Source organism: Lacrimispora sp. (assembly GCF_036758025.1).
Taxonomy (GTDB): Bacteria; Bacillota; Clostridia; order Lachnospirales; family Lachnospiraceae; genus Lacrimispora.
On sequence record NZ_DAIOXM010000031.1, the window covers coordinates 1 to 16,957 of the forward strand.

General features: G+C 42.5%; 16 protein-coding genes. 15 read left to right on the top strand and 1 reads right to left on the bottom strand.

Annotated features, from left to right (window positions below; genetic code table 11):
- The 12 genes from V7M78_RS19485 to V7M78_RS19540 form a co-directional block, all read left to right on the top strand.
- Positions 1-1,129 (top strand): SbcC/MukB-like Walker B domain-containing protein (locus V7M78_RS19485; protein ID WP_333652118.1); only part of this gene is annotated, 1,129 nt, incomplete at its 5' end.
- A gap of 241 nt (positions 1,130-1,370) precedes the next feature.
- Positions 1,371-4,196 (top strand): excinuclease ABC subunit UvrA, encoded by a 2,826-nt coding sequence (uvrA, locus tag V7M78_RS19490; RefSeq protein WP_333652120.1) that lies wholly within the window; start codon positions 1,371-1,373, stop codon positions 4,194-4,196.
- 135 nt (positions 4,197-4,331) lie between these two features.
- Positions 4,332-5,873 (top strand): glutamine-hydrolyzing GMP synthase, encoded by a 1,542-nt coding sequence (gene guaA / locus V7M78_RS19495; protein ID WP_333652122.1) that lies wholly within the window; start codon positions 4,332-4,334, stop codon positions 5,871-5,873.
- A gap of 342 nt (positions 5,874-6,215) precedes the next feature.
- A complete protein-coding gene (locus V7M78_RS19500; protein ID WP_333652124.1) occupies positions 6,216-7,202 on the top strand; it encodes a Fic family protein in 987 nt (328 codons plus the stop codon).
- A 324-nt stretch (positions 7,203-7,526) separates the two neighbouring features.
- On the top strand, positions 7,527-7,943 hold the full coding sequence (locus V7M78_RS19505; RefSeq protein WP_333652127.1) for a YjdF family protein: 417 nt from the start codon (positions 7,527-7,529) through the stop codon (positions 7,941-7,943).
- Positions 7,944-8,165: 222 nt separating this feature from the next.
- Positions 8,166-9,194 carry an NADPH dehydrogenase NamA gene (gene namA / locus V7M78_RS19510; RefSeq protein WP_333652129.1) on the top strand — a complete coding sequence of 343 codons (1,029 nt, stop codon included), beginning with the start codon at positions 8,166-8,168 and terminating at the stop codon, positions 9,192-9,194.
- Between the two features lie 215 nt (positions 9,195-9,409).
- Positions 9,410-9,970 (top strand): YdeI/OmpD-associated family protein, encoded by a 561-nt coding sequence (locus tag V7M78_RS19515; RefSeq protein WP_333652131.1) that lies wholly within the window; start codon positions 9,410-9,412, stop codon positions 9,968-9,970.
- Positions 9,971-10,496: 526 nt separating this feature from the next.
- Positions 10,497-11,627: a DUF3810 domain-containing protein gene (locus tag V7M78_RS19520; RefSeq protein ID WP_333652134.1), complete on the top strand. Its 1,131-nt coding sequence runs from the start codon at positions 10,497-10,499 to the stop codon at positions 11,625-11,627.
- Between the two features lie 38 nt (positions 11,628-11,665).
- Positions 11,666-12,166 (top strand): GNAT family N-acetyltransferase, encoded by a 501-nt coding sequence (locus tag V7M78_RS19525; RefSeq protein ID WP_333652136.1) that lies wholly within the window; start codon positions 11,666-11,668, stop codon positions 12,164-12,166.
- 27 nt (positions 12,167-12,193) lie between these two features.
- Positions 12,194-12,715: a YcxB family protein gene (locus V7M78_RS19530; RefSeq protein WP_333652139.1), complete on the top strand. Its 522-nt coding sequence runs from the start codon at positions 12,194-12,196 to the stop codon at positions 12,713-12,715.
- A gap of 78 nt (positions 12,716-12,793) precedes the next feature.
- A complete protein-coding gene (locus V7M78_RS19535) occupies positions 12,794-13,144 on the top strand; it encodes a hypothetical protein (RefSeq protein ID WP_333652141.1) in 351 nt (116 codons plus the stop codon).
- Between the two features lie 47 nt (positions 13,145-13,191).
- Entirely contained in the window at positions 13,192-13,584 is a 393-nt protein-coding gene (locus V7M78_RS19540) for a hypothetical protein (RefSeq protein WP_333652144.1), read from the top strand.
- A 143-nt stretch (positions 13,585-13,727) separates the two neighbouring features.
- Here the strand turns inward: V7M78_RS19540 and V7M78_RS19545 are convergent, their stop codons facing one another.
- Entirely contained in the window at positions 13,728-14,777 is a 1,050-nt protein-coding gene (locus V7M78_RS19545; RefSeq protein ID WP_333652146.1) for a threonine aldolase family protein, read from the bottom strand.
- Positions 14,778-14,909: 132 nt separating this feature from the next.
- On the opposite strand from V7M78_RS19545, the gene V7M78_RS19550 reads away from it, so the two are divergent.
- The 3 genes from V7M78_RS19550 (at position 14,910) to V7M78_RS19560 (ending at position 16,866) form a co-directional block, all read left to right on the top strand.
- Positions 14,910-15,788 (top strand): LysR family transcriptional regulator, encoded by an 879-nt coding sequence (locus V7M78_RS19550; protein ID WP_333652148.1) that lies wholly within the window; start codon positions 14,910-14,912, stop codon positions 15,786-15,788.
- A gap of 99 nt (positions 15,789-15,887) precedes the next feature.
- The gene (locus V7M78_RS19555; RefSeq protein ID WP_333652150.1) at positions 15,888-16,349 is read left to right on the top strand and encodes a MarR family winged helix-turn-helix transcriptional regulator; all 462 of its coding nucleotides are present in this window, start codon (positions 15,888-15,890) and stop codon (positions 16,347-16,349) included.
- Complete coding sequence (locus tag V7M78_RS19560; protein WP_333652152.1) at positions 16,342-16,866, top strand: flavodoxin domain-containing protein; 525 nt, start codon at positions 16,342-16,344, stop codon at positions 16,864-16,866. Before V7M78_RS19555 ends, V7M78_RS19560 begins: the two co-directional genes overlap by 8 nt.
- Positions 16,867-16,957 lie beyond the last annotated feature (91 nt).

The following is a 16,957-nucleotide window of genomic DNA, read 5'->3' on the forward strand; positions in this document are numbered from 1 at the left end:
AGACCATTTTAAAGCCCGTCTTCCGGAAATAGATGAAAAAGAAGCTGTAAGAAAGCTGGAAGCATGCAAAAAAAGAAGGGAAGAACTGGGTAAAGCGGGGGAACAGGCAGATGAGCGGTTCCGCCGTGCTTCGGAAATGGAAAAGGAAATGATGGGCCGTATGATTTCTCAGAAGGAAAACGGGGAAGCGGTCCGCCTTGATATGGAAGAGGCATATAAATCTTACTGCCTGGCTTTATCGGAGCTGGGGTTTTCCTCAGAGGAAGAATACCGCAGCGCAAAACAGCCGCCGGAAACCAGAAAGCAGTGGGAGGAAGGCATAAACCGTTATGAAAATGACCTGTTAAAAGCCCGCACCGTTGAAAGCCAGTACCGGGAGCAGACAGCAGGCCGGGAGAAGGTAGAAACCGGTCCATGGATTGAGCAGGCTGAGATGCTTAGGGAAAAACAGAAGCAGTTTCAAAAAGAAGAAGCCAGGATTACCGGAATCCTCAGCAGGGCTGTTCAGGCAGAAGAAAATTTAAAGAAGCTCTGGAAGGAGCAGGAGCAGCTGAATGAAGAATACCGCCTGTACCACACCCTGTTTCAGACTGCCAATGGGAAAATGACCGGCTCTGCCAGCCTGGATTTTCAGACCTATGTCCAGCGGCAGTATTTTAACCAAATGATACAGGCTGCAAACAGCAGGCTGAAGGTGATGACCGATGGCAGGTTCCTTCTGCAGTGCAGGGAGCTGGACTCCCTTGGAAAGCAGGGGGAGGTGGGGCTGGATTTGGATATTTACAGCATGGATGCGGACAAGATCCGGGATGTGAAGACCCTTTCCGGCGGAGAATCCTTTCTGGCGGCATTGTCCATGGCCCTTGGAATGGCGGACATCATTCAGCGCACAGCAGGAAATGTGTCCATTGATGCTCTCTTTATTGATGAGGGCTTTGGCTCCCTTGACGAAGAATCCAGACTTAAGGCAGTCCGCATTCTTCAGGAACTGGCCGGGGAGCGGAGGCTCATTGGAATCATTTCCCACGTGACGGAATTAAAAGAGCAGATCGGGAAAAAGATTCTGGTGAAAAAGACGGAAAAGGGAAGTAAAATCCAGTGGGATATGGATGTGAGGGAGGAATTGTGAGAAAATAGATTCTGGTTTCCTGATCCATAAATAGGAAGCACCCTGGGAATATACCATTGTGCCCGAAGTACGGGGGTAATAATTGGAAAACATATTTTCGAACAAGTGTTTGCAATGCGAAAACAAGTGTGTTATAATGGGGGAAAACAATCACTGAGTGATAAAAATGCGGGCCTTATCCGGCCCGCATTAGGAGTTTGTGAGATTCCGGATCTCAGTTTATTACAGGAGTATAGATAGTATGGCAAAACAGTATATTAAGATAAGAGGCGCCAATGAGCACAATTTAAAGAACGTTGACTTAGAGATCCCAAGGAATGAGCTGGTGGTTTTAACCGGACTCAGTGGTTCGGGAAAGTCCTCTCTGGCCTTTGATACCATTTACGCCGAAGGGCAGAGGCGTTATATGGAATCCCTTTCATCCTATGCCCGTCAATTTTTAGGCCAGATGGAAAAACCTGATGTGGAAAGCATTGAAGGTCTGTCTCCGGCCATTTCCATTGACCAGAAATCCACAAACCGCAATCCCCGTTCTACGGTTGGTACAGTTACAGAAATTTACGATTATATGAGACTTCTCTATGCCAGAATCGGCATTCCCCACTGCCCCAAGTGCGGCAGGGAGATCAGGAAGCAGACCATTGACCAGATGGTGGATCAGATTATGGAGCTGCCTGAGCGGGCTAAGATCCAGCTTCTGGCCCCTGTAGTGCGGGGGCGGAAAGGAGAGCATGCCAAGGTTTTGGAGCATGCCCGGAGAAGCGGATATGTGAGAGTCCGCATTGACGGAAACCTCTATGAGCTTTCTGAAGAAATCAAGCTGGATAAAAATATCAAGCATAATATTGAAGTAGTAGTAGACCGCCTTGCCATCCGGGAAGGCATTGAAAAGCGTCTGACCGATTCCATTGAGACGGTCATGGAGCTTGCAAACGGCCTGATGACTGTGGATGTGGTGGATGGACAGCCTATCAACTTCAGCCAAAGCTTTTCCTGCCCTGACTGCGGTATCAGTGTGGATGAGGTGGAGCCCAGAAGCTTTTCTTTCAACAATCCCTTTGGCGCGTGTCCCGATTGCTTTGGACTTGGCTATAAGATGGAATTTGACGAAGAGCTGATGATTCCCGATAAGAGTTTAAGCATTGACCAGGGTGCCATTGTGGTGCTGGGCTGGCAGTCCTGCACAGATAAAGGCAGCTATACCCGGGCGGTTTTGGAGGCTCTTGCAAAGGAATATAAATTCCGTTTGGATACTCCCTTTGAGGACTATCCCAAGGAAGTACATGATGTGCTCGTTTACGGAACCAATGGAAAGGAACTGAAAGTCCACTACAAGGGTCAGAGGGGAGAAGGCGTCTACGATGTGGCCTTTGAAGGCCTGGTTCAGAATGTGGCAAGGAGATACCGGGAAACTTATTCCGAGTCCTCCAAGGCAGAGTACGAATCCTTTATGCGGATCACTCCCTGTCCTTCCTGCGGCGGCATGAGACTGAAAAAAGAATCTCTGGCCGTTACGGTAGGAGATAAAAATATTTATGAAGCTACCAATATGTCCATAGTGAAGTTCCGGGAATTTATGGATGATCTGAATCTGACTTCTATGCAGCATGCCATTGGCGACCAGATTTTAAAGGAGATCATAGCCAGAGTTTCCTTCCTCATTGATGTGGGACTTGATTACTTGTCCCTGACCCGTGCCACAGGAACCTTATCCGGAGGAGAGGCTCAGAGAATCCGTCTGGCTACCCAGATCGGCTCAGGTTTGGTGGGAGTAGCTTATATTTTGGATGAGCCCAGCATCGGTCTTCATCAGAGAGATAATGATAAGCTTTTGAAAACCCTTTTGCATCTCAGGGATTTAGGAAACAGCGTGATTGTGGTGGAGCACGATGAAGATACCATGATGGCTGCTGACTATATCGTGGACATCGGACCGGGAGCAGGGGAGCACGGCGGAAGAGTAGTGGCCGTTGGAAATGCAAAGCAGATTATGAAAAATAAGGACTCCATTACAGGCGCCTATTTAAGCGGACGGATTAAGATTCCGGTTCCAAAAGAGAGAAGAGAGCCGACTGGCTATCTGACTGTAAAGGGAGCGGCTGAAAATAACTTGAAAGATATTGATGTGACCTTCCCTCTGGGCGTTATGACCTGTGTGACCGGTGTATCTGGTTCAGGAAAAAGTTCTCTGGTCAATGAGATTCTCTACAAGGCATTGGCAAAGAAGCTGAACCGGGCCAGAACCATTCCTGGAAAGCATAAGAAGATTGAGGGAACAGAGCAGCTTGACAAGATCATTGCCATAGACCAGTCCCCTATCGGAAGGACTCCAAGGTCCAACCCGGCCACCTATACGGGTGTATTTGATTTGATCCGCGATTTGTTTGCCTCTACTGCTGATGCAAAGGCCAAGGGCTATTCCAAGGGCCGGTTCAGCTTTAACGTAAAGGGCGGACGGTGTGAAGCCTGCAGCGGTGATGGAATCATTAAGATTGAGATGCATTTCCTTCCCGATGTATATGTTCCCTGCGAGGTCTGCGGCGGAAAGCGGTATAACAGGGAAACCCTTGACGTGAAGTATAAGGGAAAGAGTATTTATGACGTTTTGAATATGACAGTGGAAGAAGCCTTAAAGTTCTTTGAAAATGTTCCTTCCATTGCAAGGAAGATATCCACCCTCAATGATGTAGGGCTTTCTTATATCAGGCTGGGACAGCCCTCTACAGAGCTTTCCGGCGGTGAGGCCCAGAGAATCAAACTGGCTACGGAGCTGAGCAAGAGGGGGACTGGAAAGACCATTTACATTCTGGACGAGCCGACGACAGGACTTCATTTTGCAGATGTTCATAAGCTGATTGAGATTTTAAGAAGGCTGTCTGAGGGCGGAAATACGGTGGTTGTCATTGAACATAACTTGGATGTGATCAAAACGGCTGATTATATCATCGATATCGGACCGGAAGGCGGAGACAAAGGCGGCAGGGTCATTGCCCAGGGCACACCGGAAGAGGTGGCAGAGGTTCCCGCTTCCTATACAGGATATTATGTGAAAAAATATCTGGAGTAATTGGCTGGATTGGTGAGATTCGACATCTTTTTTCAGATTTCGAGAAAATACTTGTCAAGCTATGGGAAGTAGAATATAATGAAACCCAAAGCTAAATTGCAATATTCATTGAAGATCATATTAGGAGGAATACCCGTGAAAAGAGAAATGATTATCGTTCTGGATTTCGGCGGACAATATAACCAGCTGATTGCCAGAAGGGTCAGAGAATGCAATGTTTACTGTGAGGTCCATCCCTATACCTTATCATTGGACAAGATTAAGGAAATGAATCCGAAAGGAATTATTTTTACAGGCGGACCAAACAGCGTATATAAAGATGAGTCTCCCCGCTGTGCAAAGGAAATCTTTAATATGGGAATCCCCATCCTGGGAATCTGCTATGGCGCCCAGTTAATTGCATACATGATGGATGGCAAGGTTTCCACAGCTCCTGTCAGTGAATACGGAAAAGTGGAGGTTGATGTGGAAGCGGGCAGCAAGCTTTTCGAAAACGTCAGCTCTAAAACTGTTTGCTGGATGAGCCATACGGATTATATTGAGAAGGCACCGGAAGGGTTTTCCATCACCGCCCATACCCCTGCCTGCCCTGTTGCAGCTATGGAATGTGAGGAGAAGGGACTTTATGCAGTACAGCTCCATCCTGAGGTTATGCACACTCAGGAAGGCGTGAAGATGCTTTCTAACTTCGTTTACAATGTCTGCAAATGTTCCGGTGACTGGAAGATGGACTCCTTTGTGGAGGCTTCCATTGAGTCAATCAAGGAAAAAGTCGGAGACGGCAAGGTGCTTTGTGCATTATCCGGCGGTGTAGATTCTTCTGTAGCAGCAGTTATGCTGGCAAAAGCAGTTGGAAAACAGCTTACCTGTGTATTCGTAGATCATGGCCTTCTCCGTAAGGATGAGGGAGATGAAGTTGAGGCTGTATTTGGACCGGATGGTCATTATGATCTGAACTTTATCCGTGTAAATGCGCAGGATCGTTTTTATGATAAATTAGCGGGTATAGAAGATCCGGAGAGAAAGCGTAAGGTTATTGGCGAAGAATTTATCCGTGTATTTGAGGAAGAGGCCAAAAAGATCGGAAAAGTTGATTTCTTTGTTCAGGGAACCATTTATCCAGATGTGATTGAGTCCGGTCTGGGAACATCTGCGGTTATTAAGTCTCACCATAACGTAGGCGGACTTCCGGAGCATGTTGATTTTAAAGAAATTATTGAGCCTTTGAGACTTCTGTTTAAGGACGAAGTAAGAAAAGCAGGTCTGGAGCTTGGTATTCCGGAATATCTGGTTTACCGTCAGCCATTCCCGGGTCCTGGACTGGGAGTTCGCATTGTAGGCGCTATTACTCCTGAGAAGGTTAAAATTGTTCAGGAGGCGGATGCTATTTATAGGGAAGAAATTAGGAAGTCCGGAGTTGATAAGGAACTGGGACAGTACTTTGCAGCATTGACTAATATGCGTTCTGTGGGATGCATGGGAGATGAGAGAACCTATGATTATGCTATTGCGCTTAGGGCAGTGCTGACATCTGACTTTATGACGGCTGAGTCTGCGGAGCTTCCTTGGGAAGTACTGGGAGCGGCTACAAGGAGAATTGTAAATGAAGTAAAGGGCGTGAACCGGGTGCTGTATGATTGCACTGGGAAGCCGCCGGCTACGATTGAGTTTGAATAACGCACAAAAATAAAAAAGTCCGGGAATACCCAGTGTTTATGCGGGTTCCCGGACTTCTGTTTTTTCAAAGTGACACCCAAATGACACCCCAAAAGACAATTTGACATTGATTTTATACGGAATGAGACAACAGTTTGAACGGAAATAAGCATATGTGTACGTTAAGTTTATAATACTGTATTGAGTTTGAGTGAGAGGTTTCTATTTAATAAATAGTTACTATTAAAATAATTAAGAAAATAGTAGTATTATCAAGACTTGTACGGTATAATAATGTACAAGTAGGAAAGAGCATGTTGTTTATTCATGCAAGTGCTAATTTTAGCATAAGTGAGGAAAGATATGAGCGAAAAAGGTTATGTCCCACCATATACAATAACAGATAAGACAGTAAATTTAATTTCTGCTATTACTGAAATAATAACCAAAATCACAATAAATGATAATATGAATAATAACTCAAGACTTCGAAGAGATAATCGTATCCGTACGATTCATGCCTCATTAGCTATTGAAAATAATTCCTTATCCTTGGATCAGGTAACTGATATTATCAATGGGAAACGGATTCTGGGTCCACCAAATGAAATCTGTGAGGTAAAGAATGCCTTTGAAGCATATAACAAACTTTTGGAAATGAATCCGTATTCAGTTAAGGATATGCTACTAGCTCATAAGGTGCTGATGGATGAATTAACAAAAGAGGCAGGAACATTTCGAAGTGGTGGTGTAGGTGTATTTGCTGGAAAACAGTTAGTTCATATGGCACCGTCTGCAAATCAGGTGCCACATCTGATAAAAGATTTAGTTGGTTGGGCAAAGAACGCAGATGTACATCCGTTAATTAAAAGTTGTGTATTTCATTATGAATTTGAGTTTATTCATCCATTTGCAGATGGAAATGGCAGGATGGGGCGAATGTGGCAGACATTGTTGCTGTATAAATGGAAATCGCTGTTTGGTTGGCTGCCAATAGAAACATTAATTAGGGAGAGACAGGATGAATATTATAAAGTACTAGGAGAGTGTGATCATAGTGCTGATTCGGGAAAATTCATAGAGTTTCTGCTGAAAGCTATTTATGATGCATTATGTGAGATAGAAGACACCGAACAAGTTACCGAACAGGTTGAAAAGCTGTTAAAGGTTTTTGGTGAACAAGAGTGTTCTACGAAGGAACTTATGGAATTATTAGGATTAAAGCATAGGCCAACGTTTAGAGATAATTATTTATTACCAGCTTTGGAACTAGGTTATATTGAGATGACAATACCAGATAAGCCAAATAGTAGTAAGCAGAAATACCGAAAGGTAAACAAATGTATCTAGGAAATGATTCTAGGCACTAAGTTTGAATGATAAAAATATTAAAATAGCTGTCGCTCAGTGATGATAAATCGCTGAGCGACAGCTATTTGCTGTAATAAAACAATATATTTACATGTTGATTTTACCCTTAAATACCCTCCCCCTAAAATCAGTGGAAAAATGTTATATCGTGTGCTAAAATTGAGAAGCAGAGATAAAAACACAACGCAAGTTATCATCTTGCAGAGCTGGTAGGTAGTCCAGCCGCACCTTTTTAGGTGTAAGTAACCCTCCCTCCTTGGGTCGTCCGTTCTTTGTGCAATACAATTTTAAGGAGGCGTTATTATGGATAAGGTAACGAGTAAATTGACCGTGTTTTTTCAGGAACCATTCTGGATAGGTGTTTTTGAACGCATGTCTGAGGGAAGGCTATCAGTTTGTAAAGTTACATTTGGTGCAGAGCCAAAAGATTACGAGGTACATGATTTTGTTCTGAAAAATTACTACCGGCTGCGATTTAGTCTGGATGTGGTAACTGATGTGAAAGAAGTTTGCCGTAATCCGAAACGAGTACAGCGAGAGGTTCACAAGCAGGTACAGAATGTTGGTATAGGTACGAAATCGCAGCTGGCTTTGAAATTACAGCAGGATCAGATGAAAACGGAACGAAAGATTTTGAACCGGGAGCAGCGTGAATCGGAAAAACAGCGGCATTTTGAATTGAGACAGCAGAAGAAGAAAGAGAAACATAGGGGCAGGTGACTGCCCCTTATGCATTATAAAAGTGTGAGCCGCTTTTTAAGATTCAATTTCTGTAGAAGCTTGAGGCCATTGTGTTATGGGGATTGGTCAACAGCAGATTTAAAGATTGTTACCATATGCTTTTGGTCGTTTCTCCATTGTACGTGATACATGGCCGTGATATAATGGACAGTATGAAGTAAACTATTTTGTCAAATCCTATGATAGAAGGGAGAATGTCCTATGTATTTATTTAACCCATTTACAATAAAAAACATGACGCTGCGCAACCGGATCGTTATGCCTCCCATGTGTATGTACAGTGCCGGAACCGATGGCATGCCAAATGAATTCCACTTTACCCACTACACTTCCCGTGCAGTTGGCGGAGTGGGGCTGATTATTATGGAGGCTACCGGTGTTTTTCCCTGGGGCCGTATTTCTGACCATTGCCTGGGGCTTTGGAATGATGAACAGGCAAAGGCGCTTGCGCCAATCGTCGCTGCATGCCAGAGGCAAGGTGCAAAGATGGCGATTCAGCTCAATCATGCAGGCCGCAAATGCGGAGCACAGGAAAAAACGATTTACGCACCCAGTGCCATTCCATTTGATCAGAATTCTCCTATGCCCCATGAGATGACGGAAGAGGATATTCACGATGCAGTCAATGCATTTCGGAGTGCTGCTGCAAGGGCGGCTGAAATCGGTTTTGATGCGATTGAAATTCATGGTGCCCATGGTTATCTGATCAGCGAGTTTCTGTCACCTTTAAGCAATCACCGCACAGATAATTACGGCGGCTCAACGGAAAACCGCTGCCGTATGCTGATTGAAGTACTGCAGGCAGTACATGTGGTTTGGCCTGCTGAAAAACCTGTTTTGCTGCGTGTATCAGCAGAGGATTACGAACCGGACGGCATGCACCCAGCGGAAATGGCCAGGATTATTGAACTGGTGAAGCCGTATATTGATGTGCTGGATGTGAGCACAGGCGGGGTTGTGCCAACACCGCCATCGGCCATTTACCCGGGCTATCAGGTGAAAATTGCAGAAGAACTGAAACAGGCATCAGGCTTGCCTACAGTTACAGTTGGTCTGATTACTGACCCGCATCAGGTGGAAGAGATTTTGGGCGGAGGGCGTGCAGATCTCGTTGCTCTGGGCCGGGAACTTTTGCGTGATCCTTATTGGGTGCTGCACACTGCCCGTGATTTGAATGTTGAATACCAATGGCCGGAGCAATATCTGCGCGGGTTTAATGCAAGAAAGTAGTGATAGAAAGACCTATCTTTCGCCAATGATGTGACCTCAATAAGTTAGACCTAAAAATCTAAAATTATGGGGATCAGTTCACAAGGGGAAGATAGGTCTTTCTCTGCTTGGGAAAGCATGGCATGTTTGATGAAACATTTATGATATTATAGGGATAAACAGCAATTTATCAAACGTTGCAATACAATAAATATAACGCATTCGGGAGGCTAACGATGAGTAATGTCTTAGAATTTGCTAATAGAGAAGCGTTTAGGGATTGGCTGAATAAACACAGTGCCGATAACGATGGAATATGGCTGCTTATTGGTAAAAGGGGCGGGCCAGTGACCATTTTAGCCAGCCAAGCATTGGAAGAAGCTCTTTGCTTTGGCTGGATAGATGGGCAGATGCAAAGCCTTGACAACACGAAATACAAGAAATATTTTGCACGCCGTACAGCTAAAAGCAATTGGTCTGATAAGAACAAAAAGTTGGCGCAATCTCTTATTGAGCAAGGAAGAATGACCCAGCAAGGCCTGGATGCCATTGAAAATGCCAAGAAAAACGGTACATGGGATTTATCCGGACGCGTTAGTATCGGTGATGAACAAATACAGGCATTCAAACAAATCATCCAGCAATATGAACCTGCATTTACCAACTTGTTAGCTATGCCCTTATCTATACAAAAGACATATACTGGCTTTTATCTTGACGCAAAAACCGATAAAACACGCCAAACTCGATTAGAGAAAATCATTGATAGACTTAATAAGAATTTAAAACCGATGTAAGGGTTATATTTCAACTTGTCGGTGGGTTATGAGCAGTATCCTATTATTCCTAAACATTTTTACATTATTTTCAAAAAAAGGCATAACTTTCCTACTGATGAAAGCTATGTCTTTTTATAAAAATGATGGTATAATAAATTTAAAATTATCACATCAAACAAATGCTATAAAAAAAAGCTGGGATGAAGCTATGATTCTAAATAAATTGATGGATTTTTTTGGATAATGCAGTGTCTGTAATACAATACAGGCTTAGAAAAGAAATTTTTAACAATATCAATTTGGAATTTATGCGATTGTAAAAGAGAGTACACTTAGTTTTACCGGCTTTTAATTACCCATAGGAAAATATACCGCGGGTGTGTAAAATTGTCCGCCGAATGATTTACAAAGTCATGGGTTTGCCGATAAACAGGAATTTGACATTCTAATTATTGCATATCCTGCCATAAGAGAAAATACACAAAGCACAGGAAAGAGAGGCTATATGGAATTCAAATTTGATACTCCGTTGCAGGGAGGCGTTATGGAGCAGGAAATCAAGATGCAGCCAACAACGAAAAAAAGTCTATTGTACCGCATTTGGCATTATATCCTGCTTGCCTCGCCGATTACCTTAATCATCCTATATTACATACTCAATAATAGAAAGCATACCATGGATTGGGTCTTAATGAACATTTCCCTGCCATACAGTGCCGCGGCAGCACAGGTCACCTCTTTCGGCCCATTTCAATACTTTTCTCTGGCAGAAGTATTGATCACACTTTACATACTATGGACACTGTATTTTATCGTGAAAGCGGTCGTTATTTTGATACGATGTCCGCATCGGCTGTCAGATCTGGGACGCGGGCTTTATATAACTATTGTTTTCGCGCTGTACATAGTAGCTGCGCATTTTTGGATGTGGGATGCAGGATATCACGGTACAAGTCTTATAGAAAAAATAGACCTTGACTCCGGCGGCATTACTACAGAGCAGCTTACAGACGTTACAAGACTTTTTGCCGAAAAAGCCAATGAGTTGTCCACCCAGGTAGTACGCGATGAAAACAATCGTTTTAATGAGGACAGACAAGTTTATTTTACACCCGACAAAGACCTCTATGTGAACATTGTAGAGGAATTTCCTGCACTCAATGGCAGGAACACTCCCCCTAAAGCGATGATGTACTCGAAATTTATGAGTGCCAGTGGATTTTCAGGCATTTACATTGCTCTGACCGGAGAAATGAATATTAATGTTGATATACCTGCTTCCTTCCTCCCTGTAACAATTGCACATGAAATGGCACACCAGCGCGGCATCAATTCTGAGGCAGAAGCTAATTTCTCCGCTATTGCTGCTTGTATCACATCTGGCAGCCCTGTATATGAATATTCGGGTTATTTACTTGGTCTTCTTCATCTGATAGATGACTTGAATAAGGCTGATCCATACGCTTGCCGGCAGATTACATCAACACTTAATGCCAATGTCCTTCAGGATTGGAAAGAAAACAATGCATACTGGAATAGCCATAAAACTTCCGCTACTGAAACGGTCACAACAATATATGATAAGTACTTAAAGTCAAATGGTGTCACTGCCGGAATTGAGTCCTATGATGACTGTGTTTCCATGCTGGTATCCTGGCTTCAAAAACAAGTGTAAATTTGCAATATAGATTATTTACATAATAGGAGGTAGGTATGGATATTATAATTCGCCCGGTTGCTGAAAATCAAGCTGAAGCAGTATGGCAACTGATGTATGCTCTCGATTTTGAAACAAAATATATGATGTACGAGCCAGGTGAAAGATCAAAAGATATACAACGGGTAAAAGATGTCATTTATAAGTCCGTCCATGGAGATAATCTCTTGTTAGTAGCTGAAAATAAAGGTGAATTGATTGGATATCTTTCAGCAGAAAGAGGCAGATGTAAAAGAGTACATCATTCAGCGCATATCGTCGCAGGGATTCGTGCCGCATATCAGAACCATGGGATTGGTTCAAAACTTTTTATTGAATTGGATAACTGGGCAAAGAAGAATCATATTACCCGGCTTGAACTGACAGTTATGTGCCAAAATGAAGCTGCAAAGCATCTCTATGAAAAAAGAGGGTTTGTTGTTGAGGGAGTAAAGAAACAATCAATGATTATAGACGGTGAGTATATTGATGAGTATTACATGTCTAAACTCTTTTAGATATGAGTATTATAGGTGGTATGTAAAATGGATGAAATAAAATATATTATTAGAACGACTATGGAAAAAGAAGACTACCGAAAGTTCTTATACTTAGCAACCTTTTGCAGAAACAAGATGGTCATTCCCATGATAGCAAGTATTGCATTTGCAGGCAGTATTCTAATTAACTGGAATCTACACCTTTTAAATTGGATTGCAATAACCTTATCTTGGATATTTTTGTTTGTTCTGGCTGTTGTTACGGTATGTTTCAAGGTAGAAAGGAAAAATAAAATTCGTGTTACTTCAGACAATACTGGAACCTTTGGTTCACTGAATATTCTGAAATTCTATGATGAGAAGATGGTTATGGAGAATGATTTGCTCAAATCTACAGGTGAATTAAAGTATACTCAGTTTTTTTCTGTAATAGAGAGCAAGGACTATTTCATTTTTTACTTAACTGCAAATCAAGCTTGTCTTATTCGAAAAAAGGATGTCGATTCGCCGGATGCATTTAAGCAGTTTGTGATGAAAGTATTTAATGATAAATACAAACATATTTGATGCAGGTTATGAGCATAATCGAAAACAGACGGATAGAAATTTGAAACGTATATGTATTGGAAAAGGAGAATCTGTAGAATGAAAAGAACTGTAATGCTGGTACTCACAATGGCTTTGTGTTTCTTCGCTACAGCCTGTGCCGGCAGTCAAAAAAATGATAATAACGATAAAGAAGCAATTGATAATACTTCCGCGGCTTCGGTAATAAGCAGCGATGTTCCCACTAAAGAGTCAATCGAAAACCAGCTTCATATAATTGCAGAAAATTCATCAATATGGTTGAACAATACGGAGGATGGGGCTTCCGGATTCGCTGTTACGGATTTAGATCATAACGGCAGACTGGAGATTATTTTTTCATCTCTTCAAGGGACAGGATTTTACTCATACATCAAATATGGGAAGTCAACAGAGAATTTGACGGGATAGAACTTTGTGAAGCAGAAACAAAGGAAGGGGATTCACAGGCAGATATTATGGTGGAGTCCGTTCCAGTTTTCTATGATCCTGGCTCCAATGCTTATTATTATATTTTTGATGACCTTCTTAAAAACGGTGCAGCAGAATATTATGAAAATAAGCGTGCGATTTCCCTTCAGGAAGGGAAATTACTGGAAACGCCTCTGGCATATAAGTCAACAATTTATTCTGATCCCAATTCCAGTAAAATCACCTATACTGACGCTGATGGAAAAGAGATTAGTGCAGAAGAATATGATAACATTGCTGACCGGTTTTTTGACAAATACGAAAAACATCAGGTTTCCATTGGTTGGATTACAAATGCATTGGACTCCATTCAGGATATGAGTGGGGAAAGGCTGCTTTCTGCGCTGAAAGAATCATATAATTCCTTTGCAGTGAATTAATCCATGCCAAATCATGATTTTAAGCTGGCTTTCTAACCAATAAATTAAAATTGAACAAACTCGCTGCATCTCAGCTTTAGCAGGCCATGACGCAGCGAGTTTGTTCAATTTGACTTTACTGTATGCATTTCAGTGAAGAGAGGTTATTCAGCGAGGATTTTCAGCAACTTCTCCACATCTTCCTTGTTCGTTGCCCAACTGGTGGCAAAACGCACGACAGTGTGAGTATCGTCATACTTTTCCCAAAATCCAAGTTCAACCTTTTGGGTAAGTTTTGCTATCCTGGTGTTTTCCATTACAACAAATAACTGGTTTGTGGGAGATTCAAAATAGAGTTGATAGCCCTGATAAAGAAGGGCTTCTTTGATTCTCTCAGCTGCAATAATTGCAGGTTCTCCAATATGCAGATACAAATCATCGGTAAACAGCACATCAAACTGAATACCCAACAATCTTCCCTTGGCAAGAAGTGCGCCGTGCTGTTTCATAATGGTGAAAAAATGTGGAATGAAATTCTTTTGAGGAATTACGACAGCTTCTCCAAACAATGCGCCGCACTTTGTCCCTCCCATATAAAACACATCACATAATTCAGCCAGGTCATGAAGGGTGACATCGTTTTCCGGGCAGGCCAGTGCATAAGCTAACCGTGCGCCATCCAAATAAAGAGGAAGACCATTTTTCCGGCAGACTTGACTGATTGACCGCAATTCTTCAAGAGAATACAGTGTCCCATATTCTGTCGGATGAGAGAGATAAACCATACCGGGCATGACCATATGGTCATGATTTTCATCATTTTGATAATCTGAAAGCAACTCTTGAATATCATCTGCTGTAATCTTTCCTAACTTTTGCGGCAGGGTCAGCACTTTATGCCCGCCAAATTCAATTGCCCCGGCTTCATGTACACTGATGTGTCCGCTATTTGGCGCAACCACGCCTTGATAGGATTTCAGCACCGCGTTAATTACCGTTGCATTGGTTTGAGTACCTCCCATAAGAAAATGCACTTCGCCATCCGGGCAGCCGCAGGCCGCTCTGATTTTATCCCTGGCAGATTGAGAAAACGAATCAGTTCCATATCCTTGGGATTTTAACAAATTGGTATCACTTAAGCGTGTCATAATGAAGGGATGGGCACCCTCCATGTAATCAGATGAAAAAGACAGTTTGTCTGCGTATGTATCCATAATTTTATCTTTCCTTCATATTGTATTTGACATGTCATTAATGTAATTGTACAATCATTTTATCCATGACACAAATTGCAAATCAGCATATGTGTCATAACATATCATCATATATAAAGAGAGGAAAATGATATGGATAGTACCAAATGTGAGGCATTTCTTGCCGCCATAGACTACGGCAGTCTGACAGCTGCTGGCAAGGCACTGGGGTACACTCAGCCTGGTATTACAAGAATGATTAATTCATTGGAGGATGAGATTGGCTTTCCGTTATTTGTCCGCACTAAAAAAGGTGTGTCACCAACGGCTAACGGTGAAGCCATGATTCCGGCTTTCCGGGAGATTGTACGTGCCCATAGATATGCATCTGAGATCGGTACTGACATTCGGGGAATTTTAAGCGGAACACTGACCATTGGCAGTTATTACAGCGTCTCAGCTCTTTGGCTGCCGTCAATTTTCAAAAGGTTTCAGCAGATGTATCCCAACGTGCGAATCAATATGAAAGAGGGCGGCAACCGTGAAATGACACAATGGCTCAATGAGAAGTCTGTAGATTGTTGTTTTGCTGCCGAGCCTTCAAAGGAAACTTTGTGTGATTGGATACCGATTCGGCAGGATGAACTGTTGGTGTGGATACCTCCAACACACCCTAAGGCGATGCAGAAGGCATTCCCGATCCGTGAACTTGAAAATGAACCATTTATCATCACAATGCCGAATCAGGACACTGATATTGACAGACTGGTACGGGATGAGCAGCTTTCACTGAATATCCGGTTTTCTACAGCAGATGCATATACGACTTATTGCATGGTGGAGGAAGGGCTTGGTATCAGCTTTAACAACCGTCTTATTATACAAAAATGGGGTGGCAGCGTCGTCACGCTGCCGTTTGATCCACCGCATTTCATCTCCTTGGGCATTGGAGTGCCCTCACTGAAGGAAGCTTCCCCGGCAACGAAAAGATTTATCGACTGTGTAAAAGATACTTTGAAAGAGTTACCATAGGGCATATGGTCTTTTTCCGATATATTTATTGACAAAGGAAAGTAATAGGTAATATAATACCTATATAGGGAATATATTACTTATATTGGAGGTATGCCAATGTATGATTTCGATACGATGGATAAAAGACTACTGGTGTTTGGCTATCTGTTTCGTGTGGCGAATCGTCTTCAAAGTAAAATGGATTCGCAGATGAAAGACCTGACTGCCAAGCAATGGTTTGTAATTCTGGCACTGGGATTATTTGAACACCCGCCCACGCTAAAACAACTTGCGTCAGCTTGCGATACGTCTCACCAAAATACAAAGCAGCTTGTTATGAAGCTGGTTGAAAAGGGCTTTGTGAAAATCCAGAGCGATGAGAAAGACGGTAGAGCCATGCGGATAACAGCAAGTGATAAATGCGAGCAGTGGGACAAAGAGAATGAACAAATGGCAGAACAATTTATTGACGGTATGTTCTCTGGTATGAGTATGGAGGAGATCGCCGGTTTAAGCAGCTCATTAATGAAAATATTTGAAAATCTGGATAACGTAAATGGGGGAACAGCAAATGTCTAAAAAAATATTAGTGGCATACACATCGAAGTACGGTTCAACCCGTAAGTATGCTGAATGGATTGCTTCTGCGCTGAATGCAGATTTATTTCCATCTCAAACGGTTAAAGCGAAAACACTAAGCCAATACGACGTTGTTATATATGGAGGCGGTTTGTATGCAGGCGGCATAGCGGGTGTAAAACTGGTTACTCATAATCCCTGCAACAATCTTATTGTGTTTACCGTTGGATTAGCTGATCCCCATACGACAGACTACAGTACCATTATAAATAAAAACTTTACGCCAGGACTTCTGGCAAAAACAAAATTTTTTCACCTTCGCGGAGGAATTGATTACAAAAAACTCAGCCCTGTCCATAAAGTTATGATGGCTATGATGAAAAGCATGATTCAAAAAAAGCCTGAATCCGAACGGGAAGCTGAGGACAAGGAATTTCTTGATACATATAATTCAAAAGTGAATTTTGAAGATAAGCAAACCATAGATTCCATAATTGCTTATGTAAAAGGTCTATAAACTGTATACAAGCAATCACGTGGTTGAGCAAGTGCATTAGCAATGGGATTGTGCTTTATAGCGATATTGGGTATAATCAAGCATACAGACT